Source organism: Streptomyces sp. NPDC021080 (assembly GCF_044333225.1).
In the GTDB taxonomy this organism is placed as follows: domain Bacteria; phylum Actinomycetota; class Actinomycetes; order Streptomycetales; family Streptomycetaceae; genus Streptomyces.
This window is the reverse complement of sequence record NZ_JBIRQM010000012.1, coordinates 313,168-328,722: the sequence shown is the minus strand read 5'-3', so window position 1 is coordinate 328,722 and position 15,555 is coordinate 313,168. Positions and strand designations below refer to the sequence as shown.

The following is a 15,555-nucleotide window of genomic DNA, read 5'->3' as shown; positions in this document are numbered from 1 at the left end:
GCCGGCACTCGACGACGGTTCGCGAAGGAGCCACCATGACCGCCCTTGCCCGCCCCACGAACGGCCGCATGATCGGCGGAGTCTGTGCTGCGCTGGCACGGCGCTTCGGCACCTCGGCGACGACGATGCGCGTCGTCTTCCTCCTGTCCTGCCTGCTTCCCGGCCCGCAGTTCCTGCTCTACATAGCGCTGTGGATCCTCTTCCCGTCCGAGGACAAGGTCTCCCGCACCGCCTGGTGACCCGGTCGGGCACCCGGCGGCGACCGGGCGGACACATGGCGAACGCCGGTGGGGGGGGCCCCCGGGGGGGGGGCCCCCCCCGGCCGGGGGCCCCCCCACCGGCGTTCGTGCAGCCGGAACCGGCGCGGCCGGAACACCCGTGGCCGGTCCTCGTACGGCCGGAAGGCCCCGGGCCCGGACAGGCGGGGGACTCTCCGTCCGGCGGAGAACGGCGACGCGGAACGTCAGCCCAGCGGAATCCCGTTGACCGGCAGACCGTGCGTGGGCATCCCCTGCAGCGGCATCCCCCCGAGCAGTCCGGCCGCGGGCGTGGCGGGCCCGCCTGCGAGCAGACCCGCGGCGGCGGGCTTCGCGGCGACCACACCCGTGCCGAGGGCGCTCTGGCCCTGGGCGAGCGCCTGTCCGGCCCCGGGCAGCGCGGAGGCGACGTTCTCGGCGGGCAGCATCCTGGTGGCGGTGTCGAACGACGGGGAGGCGTCCGGCACGGCCGGGGCGGCGTTCGCGGCACCCGCGCCGACGGCGGCGAAAGCGGCGCCGAGAGCGGCGACACCGAGAGTCTTGGCGGCAGACTGCTTCATCGTGAATGCGTCCTTGGGGTGGGTGAGACGGTATGTGAGCGGTCCAGAACCGTAAACACGCGATCCCGCCCTCCGCAAACATCGAAAAGCGGCCGAATCATGGAGGAGAAGTGAAGATCCGGCCGCTTTCCGTCTGCCCGAATCAGGCCTGCTCTCCCGAAGAACCACTGGTGGAGGCCGTCTGCTGGAACAGCCATTCGGACTTCAATTCTGCATATCCGGGCTTGATCACGTCATTGATCATGGCCAGCCGTTCATCGAAAGGAATGAATGCTGACTTCATAGCATTGACCGAGAACCACTGCATGTCGTCGAGCGAGTAACCGAATGCCTCGACCAGGTGCTCGAATTCCTGGCTCATGCTCGTCCCCGACATCAGACGGTTGTCGGTATTGACCGTGGCACGGAAATGCAGCCGCCGCAGCAGACCGATGGGGTGGGCCGCGTACGAGTCCGCGGCGCCGGTCTGGAGGTTGGAACTGGGGCACAGCTCCAGCGGGATGCGCTTGTCCCGGACGTACGACGCGAGCCGTCCGAGCTCCACCGTGCCGTCCTCGCGGACCTGGATGTCGTCGATGATGCGGACGCCGTGCCCGAGCCGGTCGGCGCCGCACCACTGGAGCGCCTGCCAGATGGACGGCAGGCCGAAGGCCTCACCGGCGTGGATCGTGAAGTGGTTGTTCTCCCGCTTCAGGTACTCGAACGCGTCGAGGTGCCGGGTGGGCGGGAAGCCGGCCTCGGCGCCCGCGATGTCGAAGCCGACCACGCCCGAGTCGCGGTAGCGGTTCGCCAGTTCGGCGATCTCCAGGGCGCGGGCCGCGTGCCGCATCGCGGTCAGCAGGGCGCCGACCCGGATGCGGTGGCCGCTCTCCCGGGCCAGCCGTTCCCCTTGCCGGAAGCCCTCGTTGACCGCCTCGACGACCTCTTCGAGGCTGAGCCCGCCCTCCAGGTGCTGCTCGGGCGCGTAGCGCACCTCGGCGTAGACGACCCCGTCCTCGGCGAGGTCCTCGGCGCACTCGGCGGCGACCCGCACCAGGGCCTCACGGGTCTGCATGACGGCGCAGGTGTGGGCGAAGGTCTCCAGATACCGCTCCAGCGAACCGGAGTCGGCGGCCTCGCGGAACCAGAGCCCGAGCTTGCCGGGATCGGTCTCGGGGAGATTCGAGTAGCCGGTGTCGCGGGCGAGTTCGACGATCGTGCCGGGGCGCAGGCCCCCGTCGAGGTGATCGTGCAGCAGGACTTTGGGCGCCCGGCGGATCTGCTCCGAGCTCGGGGTGTTCCGGATCTGGCTCGTCATTTCGGCACTGTAGCCCCTACGCGCGTAGATCTCCTGTTGGACGCATCCGTCGATATGTAACGGTGACCGTGCGGACGGGTGGTGTACACCCTTGCTTCTGACACTGTTCTGTCATGGCACAGCAAGCGACGCCGGTTCGCACGGCCCGGCTGGGGAGGGCGCTCGGCCCTGAGCCGACGGCGGTCAGCGGAGTTGTTCTCCTGCTTCCGGGCGGGGACGAGACCTCGGACCGAAGACCCTCACCGATGATGGCGACCGCCTCCGTACGGGCGCTCGGGCGTCGACTGAGCCGCGCGGGACGCGCGGAAGGCCTGGTCACGCACGTGGTGCACTACCGGGTCCGCGGCTGGAACGGCAGCGAGGCGCATCTCGCGGCCGACGCGTCCTGGGCGGCGGACGAGGTCGTCCGCCGCTACGGCGACGTGCCCGTGTGTCTGGCCGGCATCGACATGGGCGGCCGGGCGGCACTGCGCTCGGGTGGGCACCCGGCCGTCAACTCCGTTCTGGCACTGGCGCCCTGGCTGCCCGAGGACGATGTCGCCGCGCCACCCGAACCGGTGAAACAGCTGGCCGGGCGGCGGGTGCTGATCGTGCACGGCACCAACGACGCCCGTACCGACCCGGAGTTGTCCTTCCGGCTCGCGGCCCGCGCGAAGAAGGCCAACCGCGGCATCTGCCGCTTCGAGGTCCACTCGGACGGGCACGCGCTGCACCAGCACCGGCACGAAGTCCTCGCCCTCGCGGAGGACTTCGTACTGGGCTCGCTGTTCGGCCACGCCTACTCCCGCCCGGTCGAGGACGCCTTCGCCGCACCACCGCCGCTGGGCCTGCGGATGCCGCTCGCGGCGGGCTTCGGGCAGTCGCTGCGCCGTTAGACCCCGGACCGGCTCAGTCGGGCAGCAGGTGGCCGCGGCGCGAGAGCAGGAACTTCTTGAAGGCGGCCACCGGCGGGGTGTCCGGGTGGCCGTCCAGCCAGGCGACGCCGATCTCGCGCACGGCGCGCGGGGCGGTGACCGTGAGTTCGGCGACTCCCGGACGGGCGACGGCCGGTGGCGGCAGCAGGGCGACCCCGAGGCCGGCCGCGACGAGGCCCCGGAGCGTCTCCGCCTCCTCCCCCTCGAAGGCGATGCGCGGCCGGAACCCGGCCTCCTGGCACAGGTCGTCGGTGATGCGGCGCATCCCGTAGCCGGGTTCCAGGGTCACGAAGGTCTCGTCGGCCGCCTCGGCGAGACGGATGCGTCTGCGCGCGGCGAGCGGATGGTCGGCGGGCACGACCAGGCGGAGCTTCTGCTCGTCGAGCCGGCGGCCCACCAGATCGGGCGCGTCCGGCACGGGCGAGGTCAGACACAGGTCCAGCTCGCCCGACCGCAGCCGCTCCAGCATGGCCTCCCCGTAGTTCTGCACGAGGCTGAAGCGGACGCCGGGATGATCGGCCCGGAACGCGCGGATCAGCCCCGGCACCGTCTCCGATCCCATCGTGTGCAGAAAGCCGAAGGCGACCTTGCCGGTGGCCGGATCGGCGTCCGCGCGCACCTCCTCGGCGGCGCGCTCGACCTCGGCGAGGGCCCGTTCCACGGAGGAGAGGAAGGTGCGGCCGGCCGGGGTCAGCGACACCGTCCGGCCGTGGCGGGCGAACAGGTCGACGCCCAGGTCCTGTTCGAGTCGGACCATGGCCCGGGACAGGGTCGACTGCGGGACCCCCATCTGCTCCGCGGCCCGGGTGACGTGCTCGGTGCGGGCGACGCCGGCGAAGTACGCCAGGCGCGGGGCGAGCAGTCTCGCGAAGTGCGCGCCGTCTTCTGTGTCACTGAACGGTGACAGGTGAGCCTGTGACCTCTGCTGATGCGCCATGGGAACGATTATGGCGATTCCATGCATTGGACGGATGAAGGACGGGTCCCTACGTTCGGAGTATGCCTTCCGCCAGTACCGGGGCGCCCGTCACGACGGGCGCCGCCGCCACCGCCTCCGCTCCCGCCGCCGTCTCCGCTCCGGCCGCCGTCTCCGTCCCCGCGTCCCCCGACTCCCGCATGGCCCCCGGCGGGCCCGGCTACCGCCGGATGAGCTTCGCGCTCTTCCTCGCGGGCGTCGCGACCTTCGCGCTCCTCTACTCCACCCAGGCCCTGCTCCCGCTGCTCTCCTCGGACTTCGGGGTGAGCGCGGGCGAGGCGAGCTGGACGGTGTCGGCCGCGACGGGCGGGCTCGCCCTGTTCGTCCTGCCGATGAGCGCCCTGTCGGAGCGCTTCGGGCGGCGCACGGTGATGACGGCGTCCCTGGTGGTGGCGGTCACCGTCGGCCTCCTGGTCCCCTTCGCGCCGTCGATCGGGGCGCTGGTGGCCCTGCGGGCGGTCCAGGGCGCGGCGCTCGCGGGCCTTCCGGCGTCGGCGACGGCGTATCTGGCGGAGGAGGTCCGCCCCAAGGCGCTGATCACCGCGATCGGTCTGTTCGTCGCGGGCAACAGCGTCGGCGGGATGAGCGGCCGGATCGTCACCGGCTGGGTGGCGCAGGAATGGGGCTGGCGGGTGGCCGTCGGCACGATCGGGCTGGTCGCCGTGGTCTGCGCGGTGGCGTTCCGGCTGCTGCTCCCCGCGCCGCGGCACTTCGCTCCGGGTTCGCTGCGGCCCCGGGTGCTGGCCCGCACGGTCCGTGACCATCTGGCGAACCCGCTGCTGTGCCGGCTGTATGCGATCGGCGCGCTGTTCATGACGGTGTTCGGCGGGGTCTACACGGTCATCGGCTACCGCCTCGGCGAGGCGCCCTTCTCGCTCCCGCAGGGCCTCGTCGGTTCGGTCTTCCTGGTCTATCTGGTCGGTACGGTGTCGGCGTCGACGGCGGGCCGGCTGGCCGGCCGCCTGGGCCGCCGCGGCTCCCTCTACCTGGCGGGCGCCACCACGACCGCAGGCCTGCTCCTGTCCCTCGCCGACTCCCTGGCGCTGGTCCTGCTCGGCCTGGTCCTGATCACCGCGGGCTTCTTCGCGGGCCACGCGGTGGCGTCCTCGTCGGTGAGCCACACCGCGAAGCAGGGGCGGGCGCAGGCCTCGGCCCTCTACCAGTCCGCGTACTACATCGGCTCCAGCGCGGGCAGCACGCTGGGCGCGGTCGCCTTCCACGCGGGGGGCTGGGCGGGCACGGTGACCATGGGGCTGTTCGCGGTGCTGGGAGTCGTCTCGATCACCCTGTTCGGCTCCCGCGCGGCCCGCACCGCGGCGCGCCGGGTGCCCGCGACCGCGACCGCCCGCTGAGAAGCCTCCGCCGGGGACCGTTCCGGGTGCCGACGGGAATCCCCCGCCGGCACCCGGAACGGCCCGCCGGGGAATCCGCCGCCGAGGGCCCGGGACGACCCACCGGGCCCTCGCCGCTCCCCGGAACACCCCCGCGACCTGCCGTTCCGTCCGCTCTGGGGGCCATTGTCAGTGGGCTGCGATAGCTTCCGAAGTGCCGACGCGATGACGCGCGACACGGGAAGCTGCCACAGGGGTGGGTAGGCATGATCGAGGGCACGGCGACGACGGCGGACCTGGACGTCCGGCTGGAGAAGCACCGCACCGAGCTGACCGGGTACTGCTACCGCATGCTCGGCTCGTCCTTCGAGGCCGAGGACGCGGTGCAGGACACGATGGTCCGGGCCTGGCGCAGCTACGACAAGTTCGAGGGCCGCTCCTCGCTGCGCTCCTGGCTCTACCGGATCGCGACGAACGTATGCCTGGACATGCTCAACGCGGGCAACCGAAGGGCTCGTCCGATGGATCTCACTGCTCCCTCCCCGCTCGCCCAGGCCGCGCTCACCCCGCGTCCGGACAACACCTGGCTGGAGCCGGTGCCGGACGCCCGTGTACTGCCGACGACCGATGACCCTGCGGAGGCCGCGGTGGCCAAGGAATCGGTGCGGCTGGCCTTCATGGCCGCCCTGCAGCAGCTTCCGCCCAAGCAGCGGGCGGTCCTCATCCTGCGCGAGGTCCTCGCGTGGCGGGCGAGCGAGGTCGCCGAGCTGCTCGGCACCACGGTCGCCTCGGTCAACAGCGCGCTCCAGCGGGCCCGCGCCACCCTCGCGGAGAACGACGGGGCGGGTGCGGACGCCGCGACCTCGGACCCGCTCGACGAGGAGCAGCAGAAGCTCCTGGAGCGCTACGTGGCGGCGTTCGAGGGGTACGACATGACGGCGCTGACGGCGCTCCTGCACGAGGACGCGGTCATGACGATGCCGCCGTTCGACCTGTGGCTGCGCGGCACGGACGACATCACCGGCTTCATGACGACGCTGGGCGCCGCCTGCGCGGGCTCACGGCTGATCCCGGTGGAGGTCAACGGCCTGCCCGGCTTCGCGCAGTACAAGCCGGACGAGGAAGCGGGCGGCCACACCCCCTGGTCGGTGCAGGTGCTGGAGATCTCAAAGGGCCGCATCTCCGGGTTCCACTTCTTCCTGGACACGGCCCGCTGGTTCCCGCTCTTCGGACTCCCCCTCCATCTCGACGGGCCCGAGGCTCCCGGCCCCCGGGGCGAGGGCGGACCCGCGGCCGTCGCAGGTCTCGAAGCGGAGGCCGACGAGATCGAGTAGGGCGCGCAGTGCCGGGTCCGGACCGTGCAGGCGTATGTGGCCTCCCGCCCGGCGGGCCGCCAGTTCCATGCGCGCCAGCGCGTCGACGGCGGTGAGGCCGGGCGGCCCGAGGCCGGTGACGTCGCAGACCACGACCCCGGTGCCGGTGGCCCCGAGGAGCGCCCGGACGGCCTCGCAGAGCCGGGGCACCTCGCCCGGGGCGAGAAGTCCTGGCAGCACGAGCACGGCCGGTTCCACAGAGTCCACGGTCAGTAGACCGGCCGGCGGCCGCGAACTCATCGCGGCCGGCCCGGAAGATCACATTGACCTGCGCCCGCTCCTGCCCCTTGGGTTGGATGCATGCCCCATGAACCGGTTCCGCCCGCGATACCCGACGGCCCTCTCCGTGCCGAGGGGGCTCCGTGCGAGGGGTGCTGACGGGCTTCATGGTCATCGCCGTCGTGATCGGCGCCGGGTACGTCATCGGGCGGCGCGGCAGTCTCGGGGACAACGGGCGGGAGGTGCTGACGAAGCTCGCCTTCCATGTGGCGTCGCCGGCGCTGCTGTTCACGACGCTCGCACAGGCCGACCTGTCGGTCGTCTTCTCCGGTCGGCTGCTGGTCACGGCGATGAGCACGGCCGCGGCGGCCGGGGTGTTCGTCGCGGTGGGGGCCGTACGCCGCTGGGGCCTGGGCCCCACGACGATCGGCGCGCTCTGCTCCAGTTACGTCAACTCCGGCAACCTCGGTATCCCGATCGCCGTGTACGTGCTGGGCGACGCCTCGCTGGTGGCACCCGTGCTGCTGTTCCAGCAGATCATGGTCACGCCGGTCGCCCTGACCGTCCTCGACCTGTCCGGGGCGGGCGAGAAGGGCCCGTCGTGGCGGCGGCTGATCACACCGCTGCGCAACCCCATCGCGGTCGGTTCGCTGAGCGGGGTCGCGGTGTCGGCGGCCGGTCTGACCGTGCCGGGCCCGGTGATGGAACCGCTCCGGCTGATCGGTGGCATGTCGGTGCCCGCGGTGCTGCTGGCGTTCGGGATCTCGCTGTGCGGCAGCAGCCTGCCGGGCCGCGGCTCGGACCGGTTCCCGGTGCTGCTGTCCGTCGTGCTGAAGTCGCTGGGCCAGCCGCTGGCCGCCTGGGCGCTGGCCGTGGGCGTGTTCGGCCTGCGCGGCGCGCAGCTGCTCGACGTCGTGGTCACCTCGGCCCTGCCCGCCGCGCAGAACCTGTTCACGTACGCCTCGCGCTACCGGGTCGGCGAGACCCTGGCCCGCGAGTCGATCCTGCTCTCGACGATCCTCGCCGTGCCGGTGCTCGTGGTGATCGCGGCCGTGCTCGGGTGAGAGGCGATCGGTGAGTGGCGAACGGCGAACGGCGAGGGCCGGGAAACGGCGGTGGACCGGCGCGTGAGCACCGGTCCACCGTCCTGGGCGTCCCGAAGGATCAGGCGATGCGGTCCAGCACGATCGGGGTCGGCTTGAAGTCCGTGCCGGCCGCGGCGATGTCGTACGAGCCCTCGACGGCCTGGAGCGCGTAGTCGAAGCGGTCCGGGGTGTCGGTGTGGAGGGTCAGCAGGGGCTGGCCCGCGGTGACCGTGTCGCCCGGCTTGGCGTGCAGCTCGACACCGGCACCGGCCTGCACCGGGTCCTCCTTGCGGGCACGTCCGGCGCCCAGGCGCCAGGCGGCGATGCCGATGTCGTACGCGTCGAGGCGGGTCAGCACGCCGGAGGCCGACGCGGTCACGACGTGCTGCTCGCGGGCGACGGGCAGCGCGGCGTCCGGGTCGCCGCCCTGCGCGGCGATCATGCGGCGCCACACGTCCATCGCGGAGCCGTCGGCGAGCGCCTTCGCCGGGTCGGCGTCCTTGATGCCGGCCGCGTCGAGCATCTCGCGGGCCAGGGCGATCGTGAGCTCGACGACGTCGGCGGGGCCGCCGCCGGCGAGGACCTCGACCGACTCGCGGACCTCCAGGGCGTTGCCCGCGGTCAGGCCGAGCGGCGTCGACATGTCGGTGAGCAGCGCGACCGTCTTCACGCCGTGGTCGGTACCGAGGCCCACCATGGTGGAGGCCAGCTCGCGGGCGTCCTCGATGGTCTTCATGAAGGCGCCGGTGCCGACCTTCACGTCGAGGACCAGGGAGCCGGTGCCCTCGGCGATCTTCTTGGACATGATGGAGGAGGCGATGAGCGGGATCGCCTCGACCGTGCCGGTGACGTCGCGGAGCGCGTAGAGCTTCTTGTCGGCCGGGGCGAGTCCGTCGCCGGCCGCGCAGATGACCGCGCCGGTGGTGTCGAGGACGTGCAGCATCTCCTCGTTGGACAGCAGCGCGCGCCAGCCCGGGATCGACTCCAGCTTGTCCAGGGTGCCGCCGGTGTGGCCGAGGCCGCGCCCGGACAGCTGGGGCACGGCGGCACCGCAGGCGGCGACGAGCGGGGCCAGCGGGAGGGTGATCTTGTCACCGACACCGCCGGTGGAGTGCTTGTCGGCGGTCGGGCGGGACAGGGAGGAGAACTCCATGCGCTCGCCCGAGGCGATCATCGCGGCCGTCCAGCGGGCGATCTCACGGCGGTTCATGCCGTTGAGCAGGATCGCCATGTTGAGGGCGGCCATCTGGTAGTCGGCGACCTCGCCGCGGGTGTACGCGTCGATGACCCAGTCGATCTGCTGGTCGCTGAGTTCGGCACGGTCCCGCTTGGTGCGGATGACGGAGACGGCGTCCATGGCCATGGCGTTTCCTTCCGGAAGATGAGCGGCCCCTGACCGGGATCAGCCGGTCGAAGGGGCCGCGGGGCATTACTTGGTGAAGCGGGGCATCACTTGGTGAGATGGCCCGGCCCGAAGGCCTGCGGGAGCATCTCGGAGAGGAGCACGAGCCCGCGCGGTGTCTCCAGGATCAGTTCCTCCCCGCCGAACTCGAACAGCAGCTGCCGGCAGCGTCCGCACGGGACGAGGATCTCGCCCTGGCCGTCGACGCACGTGAAGTGCGTCAGCCGGCCGCCTCCGGTGGCGCGCAGTTCGGAGACGAGACCGCACTCGGCGCACAGGCCGAGGCCGTAGGAGGCGTTCTCGACGTTGCAGCCGGAGACGATCCGGCCGTCGTCGACGCGGGCCGCGGCGCCGACCGGGTAGTTCGAGTAGGGGGCGTACGCACGGGTCATCGCCGTACGGGCCACCTCCCGCAACTCCTCCCAGTCGACGTCCGCGCACTCCGCGCCGGCGGCTGTCACTTGCCCTGTCCCTTCCGGTACGGCAGGCCGTCCGCCTTCGGCATGCGCAGGCGCTGCGCCGACAGCGAGAGGACGAGCAGGGTGATGACGTACGGCGTGGCGGAGACGATCTGGCTGGGCACCTCGTTGGTGTTGGCGTACCAGAGGAACACCAGGACGCCGATGACCAGGGTGATGACGGCCGAGACGTACTTCTTCTTGACCGCGAGCCAGATCGCGCCGATGGCGAGCAGGATGGCGCCGAGCAGCAGCAGGGCGTGGACGTTCTCGGAGCCGCCGCGCAGGTTGAGGCTGTCGGTGTAGCCGAACAGTCCGGCGCCGAGCGCGAGGCCGCCGGGCATCCAGTTGCCGAAGATCATCGCCGCGAGACCGATGTAGCCGCGGCCGGCGGTCTGGCCCTCCAGGTAGAAGGGGTTGGCGACGATGGAGAGGAAGACTCCGCCGAGGCCGGCCAGTCCGCCGGAGATGATCACGGCGATGTACTTGTACTTGTAGACGTTCACGCCGAGGGACTCGGACGCGATCGGGTTCTCGCCGCAGGAGCGCAGGCGCAGACCGAACGAGGTGCGCCACAGGATCCACCAGGTGGCGGGGATCAGCGCGATGGCGATCAGGGTCAGCCAGGAGACGTCGGTGACCAGGCCGCCGAGCAGACCCGCGATGTCCGAGACGAAGAACCAGCCCTTGGAGTTCAGGGTGGTGAGCCAGTCGGAGAGCCCCGGCACGGTGAACTGGCCGAGGGACTCGACCGGCGGGGACTGCTTGGCCGAGCCGCCCTGGTGGCCCACGAAGGCGATCGGGGAGAGGTAGCGGGTGACGCCGAGCGCCAGGATGTTGATGGCCACACCGGAGACGATGTGGTTGACGTTGAAGGTGACCGTGATGATCGCGTGCAGCAGACCGCCGACGGCGCCGCCGATGACACCGATCAGGACACCGGTCCACGGGCCCCACTGATAACCGGCCCAGGCGCCGAACCAGGTGCCGAGGATCATCATGCCCTCGAGGCCGATGTTGACGACGCCGGAGCGCTCGGACCACAGACCGCCGAGACCGGCCAGGCCGATCGGGACGGCCAGTTCGAGCGCGGTCGACATCTGGCTGACGTTGGTGATGCCGTCGGCACCGGTGATGATGCGGACGATCGAGGTCAGCGCCAGGGCGCCCGCGATGACCAGCAGGAGGACGGGGAGCGACATCCGGCGGCCGCCGGCGGCCGCGGGCTGCTGCGTGGGCTGGTTGACGTCGGTTGCGGTGGTCACTGGCCAGCCACCTCCTTCTCGGTGTTGTTGGGGCCGCCGAGGACGTTGCCCGCGGCGAGTTCGGCGCCGACGCGGCTCTGCTGGCGGCGCAGACCCCACTCGCGCACGGCCTCGTACGAGACCACGACCGCGATCACGATCAGGCCCTGCATGATGACCGCGATCTCCTTGTCGTACCCGTGGAAGTCGAGCTCGGGCGAGGCCTTGTCGAGCCAGGCCCACAGCAGGGACGCGAAGGCGATGCCGACGGGGCTGTTGCGGCCGAGCAGGGCGATGCCGATACCGAGGAAGCCGATGCCGGTCGGGAAGTTCAGGCTGTACGTGTGGGTGTCGCCGAGCAGGATCGGCAGACCCGCGAGACCGGCGATGCCGCCGGAGAGCAGCATCGCGGTGAGCACCATGCGCTTGGGGTCGACACCGCTGGCCGCGGCGGCGGACTCGGAGGCGCCGGAGGCGCGCAGGTCGAAGCCGAAGCGGGTGCGGTTGAGGACGATCCAGTAGCCGATGCCGAGGAGCACGGCGAGGATGACCAGGCCGTAGATCTCGCCCGCGTCGCCCATGTCGAAGCCGGGGATCCAGCCGGACTTGTGCATCTCGCCGGTGGTGTTGTTGTTGCCGAGCTTGACGCCGAAGACGTCGGGCAGCCACAGGTAGGCGATGACGGAGGTCGCGATCGCGTTCAGCATGATCGTCGCGACGACCTCGCTGACCCCGCGGGTGACCTTGAGGACACCGGCGATGCCGGCCCAGAACGCGCCGGTGCAGATCGCGGTCAGCATCAGCAGCGGGACCTGGAGCACGGGCGGCAGCGCGACGTGCGCACCGACGACCGCGGCCATCATGGCGGCGAGCTGGTACTGGCCGTCCACACCGATGTTGAACAGGTTCATCCGGAAGCCGATGGCCACCGCCAGCGCTGCGATGTAGTACAGCGAGGCCTGGTTGATGATCAGGACCTGGATGTCGGAGTACGTCGCCTGCTGGAACATGATCGTGTACGGCTCGATCGGGCTCTTGCCCGAGGCGAGCAGCACGATCGAGGTCAGCGCCACGGCGACGACGAGCGCGATGACCGGTCCGGCCACCGCGAGGAGCAGGCGCTCCTTGTCGAACTTCTTCATCAGCGGGCCTCGTCTTCCGGGGAGTCCGGCGCCGGGTTCTCGGCGGGCTCTTCGAGCTCTGCCGCTTCGGCGAGCTCCTCGTTCTCCAGGTGTCCGGAGGCGGCGCCGGTCATGGCCGAGCCGAGTTCCTCCGGGGTGATGGTGGCCGGGTCCGCGTCCGCGACCAGCTTGCCGTTGAAGATCACCCGGAGCGTGTCGGACAGGCCGATGAGCTCGTCCAGGTCCGCGGAGATCAGCAGGACGGCGAGTCCTTCGCGGCGCGCCTCGCGGATCTGGTCCCAGATCTGCGCCTGCGCGCCGACGTCCACACCGCGGGTGGGGTGGGCGGCGATCAGGAACTTCGGCTTGTGGCTCATCTCGCGGCCGACGATCAGCTTCTGCTGGTTGCCGCCGGACAGGGAGGCCGCGGTGACGTCGATGCCGGGGGTGCGCACGTCGTACTGCTCGACGATGCGGCGGGTGTCCTGCTGGGCGCCCTTGATGTCGATCCAGAAGCCCTTGGCGTTGGGCTTCTCGGTGACGTGGCCGAGGATGCGGTTCTCCCAGAGGGGGGCCTCCAGGAGCAGACCGTGGCGGTGGCGGTCCTCGGGGATGTAGCCGATGCCGTTCTCGCGGCGCTTGCGCGTGGACATCCCGGTGATGTCCTCGCCCATGAAGCGGACGGCACCGGAGTCGGCGGCCTTCAGGCCGATCAGCGCGTCGATGAGCTCGGTCTGGCCGTTGCCCTCGACACCCGCGATGCCCATCACCTCACCGGCGTGGATGGTGAAGGAGACGTGGTCGAGGACGAGCCGTACGGCGCCGCGCTCCACCTCGTCCATGAGCAGGGCCGCGGAGCCCTTGCCCATCGACACCGAGCCCTTGGCGAAGACGACCAGGTCGTCGACCTCGATGACGGCCTGGTCGGTGACCGTCGACTCGGAGGTCTCCGGCGTCGGCAGTTCGCTGCCGACCATCAGCTCGGCGAGCTGACGCGGGGTCGTCTCGGAGGGCACGGCGGTGCCGACCGTCGTACCGCGCCGGATGACCGTGATGTCGTCGGCGACCGAGAGCACCTCGCCCAGCTTGTGCGAGATGAAGATGACCGACAGGCCCTCGGCCTTGAGCTCGCGCAGGTTGTCGAAGAGCGCGTCGACCTCCTGCGGCACGAGGACGGCGGTCGGCTCGTCGAGGATCAGGATGCGGGCGCCGCGGAAGAGGACCTTGAGGATCTCCACGCGCTGCCGTTCGGCGACGCCGAGCTCCTCGACCAGGACGTCGGGGCGGACCCCGAGGCCGTAGCGGTCGGAGATCTCCACGATCTTGCGGCGGGCCCTGGCGCCGATCCCGTACAGCTTCTCGCTGCCGAGGGTGACGTTCTCCAGGACGGTGAGGTTGTCGGCCAGCATGAAGTGCTGGTGGACCATGCCGATACCGCGGGCGATGGCGTCGCCGGGCGACGAGAAGGTGACCTGTTCGCCGTCGACGGCGATGGTGCCCTCGTCCGGCTTCTGCATGCCGTAGAGAATCTTCATCAGCGTCGACTTGCCGGCGCCGTTCTCGCCGACGAGGGCGTGCACGGTGCCCTTGCGGACGCTGAGGTGGATGTCGTGGTTGGCCACGACGCCAGGGAATCGCTTGGTGATCCCGGCGAGTTCGACGGCGGTCGTCCGACCGTCGACCGCGCCGGCCGGAGGGCTGCTGGACGCGTTGATGGCGCACTCTCCTGAGGGAAAGGGGGTCGTCTACGCGCGTAGCGCCCCTACGGCAACGAAAGGGGCCACGGGCCGCGAGAACGGGACACGAGGAACAAGACTCCTCGTATCCCGTTGAGCGGACGTAACCCCGCGGTCACCAAGCGACTCCGGGGCAGAACAGGCGCCTCCCCGTGCCGGACGGCACTGGGACTTGCCCGAACTTCCCCGGGACCGCATTGGCTGCTCCTGAGGTAACTCTCGTCAGCTGGTCTTGACCTTGATCGCACCGCTGATGATCTTCTCCTGGGCGGCCTTGACGGCGTCCTGGATCGCGGTGTTGCTCTTGAAGGCCGGGTTGGAGTCGGCCAGGCCGACCTCACCGGACTTCAGATCGCCCCGAACGATACCGCTCTCGGGCTTGCCGTCCTCGACCGACTTCGCCAGGTTGAAGACCGCCTTGGAGACATCCTTGGTCGCGGAGGTCAGGATCGCGTCCTTGTACTTGGCCAGCGCCGCCTGCATGTACTGGTCGGAGTCGACACCGATGGCCAGGACCTTCGCGGCGGAGGCGGCCTCGATGACACCCTGACCGGACAGACCGGCTGCGGCGTAGACGACGTCGGCCTTCTTCTCGATCTGGCCCTCGGCGGCCGTCTTGCCCTTGTCGGGGCTGGAGAAGCCACCCTCCTGGGCCGTCTGGGTGAGGTACTGCGAGAGGACCTTGACGCCCGGCTTGGTGTCCTTGACGCCCTGCTCGAAGCCCGCCTCGAACTTGTGGATCAGCGGAACGTCCACGCCGCCGATGAAGCCGACGGTGTTGGTCTTGGTGGCCTTGGCGGCGGTGACGCCGGCCAGGTAGGAGGCCTCCTGCTCGGAGAAGACCAGGTCCGCCACGTTCTTCGCCACGACGGTGGAGTCGTCGACGATGCCGAAGGTGGTGTTCGGGAGCTTCGCCGCGGCGGCCTTGACGGCCGGGCCGTAGGAGTAACCGATGCCGATGACCGGGTTGTAGCCCTGCTTGGCCAGCGAGACCAGACGCTGCGTCTTGTCCGCGTCCGTCTCGCCGTCGGTGGGCTCGAGGTCGGCGGTGTCGTACTTGAACTCGCCCTTCGCCTTCTTCAGACCCTCGTACGCGGCGTCGTTGAAGGACTGGTCGCCCTTGCCACCGACGTCGTACGCGAGGGCGAGGCCCTTGTGACCGCCCTTGGAGTCCGCGGAGGACGAGGAGGTCGAGGTGCCGCCACAGGCGGACAGAGCGAGGGCGAGAGAGGCGGTCGCAGTGCCTGCGAGCGCGATGCGGGTAACCCGGCGCATTACGTGTGCTCCTGTCGTTCAGCGCCTGACGGTTCAGCTTCGGCGCTGGCTTCGCCGCAGATTAACGCGCGTAGACCAACTAGAAAACCCCTTCTGTCCACCTTGTTATCCGGCTGTGCTCGACGCCACTCGTCCGCGGGCCCGGGACGCGCCGGTCGCAAGGGAGAGACGGCTCGGGGTGACCTCGTGAGCGGACGACGGACAGCGGGACCGGGGGGGCCCCCCCCGGGCCCCCCCCCCCCCGGGGGGGGGGGGGGGGCCCCCCGCGGGGGGGGGGGGGGGGGGGGGCCCCCCCGGGAGGCGGGGC

At 70.9% G+C, this 15,555-nt stretch carries 14 protein-coding genes and 1 pseudogene; 5 read left to right on the top strand and 10 right to left on the bottom strand.

Features of this window, described 5'->3' with window-relative positions; all coding sequences use genetic code 11:
- Positions 1 to 35: 35 nt before the first annotated feature.
- On the top strand, positions 36 to 239 hold the full coding sequence (locus tag ACH4S8_RS29120; protein WP_103550199.1) for a PspC domain-containing protein: 204 nt from the start codon (positions 36 to 38) through the stop codon (positions 237 to 239).
- Positions 240 to 463: 224 nt separating this feature from the next.
- Here ACH4S8_RS29120 and ACH4S8_RS29115 read toward each other — a convergent pair whose 3' ends face one another.
- Positions 464 to 817, bottom strand: a complete 354-nt coding sequence (locus tag ACH4S8_RS29115) for an ATP-binding protein (protein WP_398399141.1) — start codon at positions 815 to 817, stop codon at positions 464 to 466.
- Positions 818 to 959: 142 nt separating this feature from the next.
- A complete protein-coding gene (locus ACH4S8_RS29110) occupies positions 960 to 2,114 on the bottom strand; it encodes an adenosine deaminase (RefSeq protein ID WP_398399139.1) in 1,155 nt (384 codons plus the stop codon).
- Between the two features lie 113 nt (positions 2,115 to 2,227).
- Between ACH4S8_RS29110 and ACH4S8_RS29105 the strand changes: the two genes are divergently transcribed.
- Complete coding sequence (locus ACH4S8_RS29105; RefSeq protein ID WP_398399137.1) at positions 2,228 to 2,989, top strand: alpha/beta hydrolase; 762 nt, start codon at positions 2,228 to 2,230, stop codon at positions 2,987 to 2,989.
- Between the two features lie 13 nt (positions 2,990 to 3,002).
- On the opposite strand, the gene ACH4S8_RS29100 is transcribed toward ACH4S8_RS29105, so the two are convergent.
- Positions 3,003 to 3,965: a LysR family transcriptional regulator gene (locus tag ACH4S8_RS29100; protein ID WP_398399135.1), complete on the bottom strand. Its 963-nt coding sequence runs from the start codon at positions 3,963 to 3,965 to the stop codon at positions 3,003 to 3,005.
- A gap of 62 nt (positions 3,966 to 4,027) precedes the next feature.
- On the opposite strand from ACH4S8_RS29100, the gene ACH4S8_RS29095 reads away from it, so the two are divergent.
- Positions 4,028 to 5,356, top strand: a complete 1,329-nt coding sequence (locus tag ACH4S8_RS29095; protein ID WP_398399133.1) for an MFS transporter — start codon at positions 4,028 to 4,030, stop codon at positions 5,354 to 5,356.
- A gap of 245 nt (positions 5,357 to 5,601) precedes the next feature.
- Complete coding sequence (locus tag ACH4S8_RS29090) at positions 5,602 to 6,669, top strand: sigma-70 family RNA polymerase sigma factor (RefSeq protein WP_398399131.1); 1,068 nt, start codon at positions 5,602 to 5,604, stop codon at positions 6,667 to 6,669.
- Between the two features lie 39 nt (positions 6,670 to 6,708).
- Here ACH4S8_RS29090 and ACH4S8_RS29085 read toward each other — a convergent pair.
- Positions 6,709 to 6,948, bottom strand: a pseudogene (locus ACH4S8_RS29085) (hypothetical protein); the annotation flags it as partial.
- Between the two features lie 122 nt (positions 6,949 to 7,070).
- Here ACH4S8_RS29085 and ACH4S8_RS29080 point away from each other — a divergent pair.
- Positions 7,071 to 7,991, top strand: coding sequence for an AEC family transporter (locus ACH4S8_RS29080; RefSeq protein WP_398399129.1), 921 nt, complete (start codon positions 7,071 to 7,073; stop codon positions 7,989 to 7,991).
- 100 nt (positions 7,992 to 8,091) lie between these two features.
- Here ACH4S8_RS29080 and ACH4S8_RS29075 read toward each other — a convergent pair whose 3' ends face one another.
- The 6 genes from ACH4S8_RS29075 to ACH4S8_RS29050 form a co-directional block, all read right to left on the bottom strand.
- Complete coding sequence (locus tag ACH4S8_RS29075; protein WP_398399127.1) at positions 8,092 to 9,375, bottom strand: thymidine phosphorylase; 1,284 nt, start codon at positions 9,373 to 9,375, stop codon at positions 8,092 to 8,094.
- 86 nt (positions 9,376 to 9,461) lie between these two features.
- Positions 9,462 to 9,875 carry a cytidine deaminase gene (locus ACH4S8_RS29070; protein ID WP_398399125.1) on the bottom strand — a complete coding sequence of 138 codons (414 nt, stop codon included), beginning with the start codon at positions 9,873 to 9,875 and terminating at the stop codon, positions 9,462 to 9,464.
- Positions 9,872 to 11,137, bottom strand: coding sequence for an ABC transporter permease (locus ACH4S8_RS29065; protein ID WP_398399123.1), 1,266 nt, complete (start codon positions 11,135 to 11,137; stop codon positions 9,872 to 9,874). The genes ACH4S8_RS29070 and ACH4S8_RS29065 overlap by 4 nt, the downstream gene beginning before the upstream one ends.
- Positions 11,134 to 12,258: an ABC transporter permease gene (locus ACH4S8_RS29060; RefSeq protein WP_398399121.1), complete on the bottom strand. Its 1,125-nt coding sequence runs from the start codon at positions 12,256 to 12,258 to the stop codon at positions 11,134 to 11,136. Before ACH4S8_RS29060 ends, ACH4S8_RS29065 begins: the two co-directional genes overlap by 4 nt.
- Positions 12,258 to 13,952, bottom strand: coding sequence for an ABC transporter ATP-binding protein (locus tag ACH4S8_RS29055; RefSeq protein ID WP_398399198.1), 1,695 nt, complete (start codon positions 13,950 to 13,952; stop codon positions 12,258 to 12,260). The genes ACH4S8_RS29060 and ACH4S8_RS29055 overlap by 1 nt, the downstream gene beginning before the upstream one ends.
- Before the next feature lie 243 nt (positions 13,953 to 14,195).
- Positions 14,196 to 15,248, bottom strand: coding sequence for a BMP family protein (locus tag ACH4S8_RS29050; protein ID WP_398399119.1), 1,053 nt, complete (start codon positions 15,246 to 15,248; stop codon positions 14,196 to 14,198).
- Positions 15,249 to 15,555 lie beyond the last annotated feature (307 nt).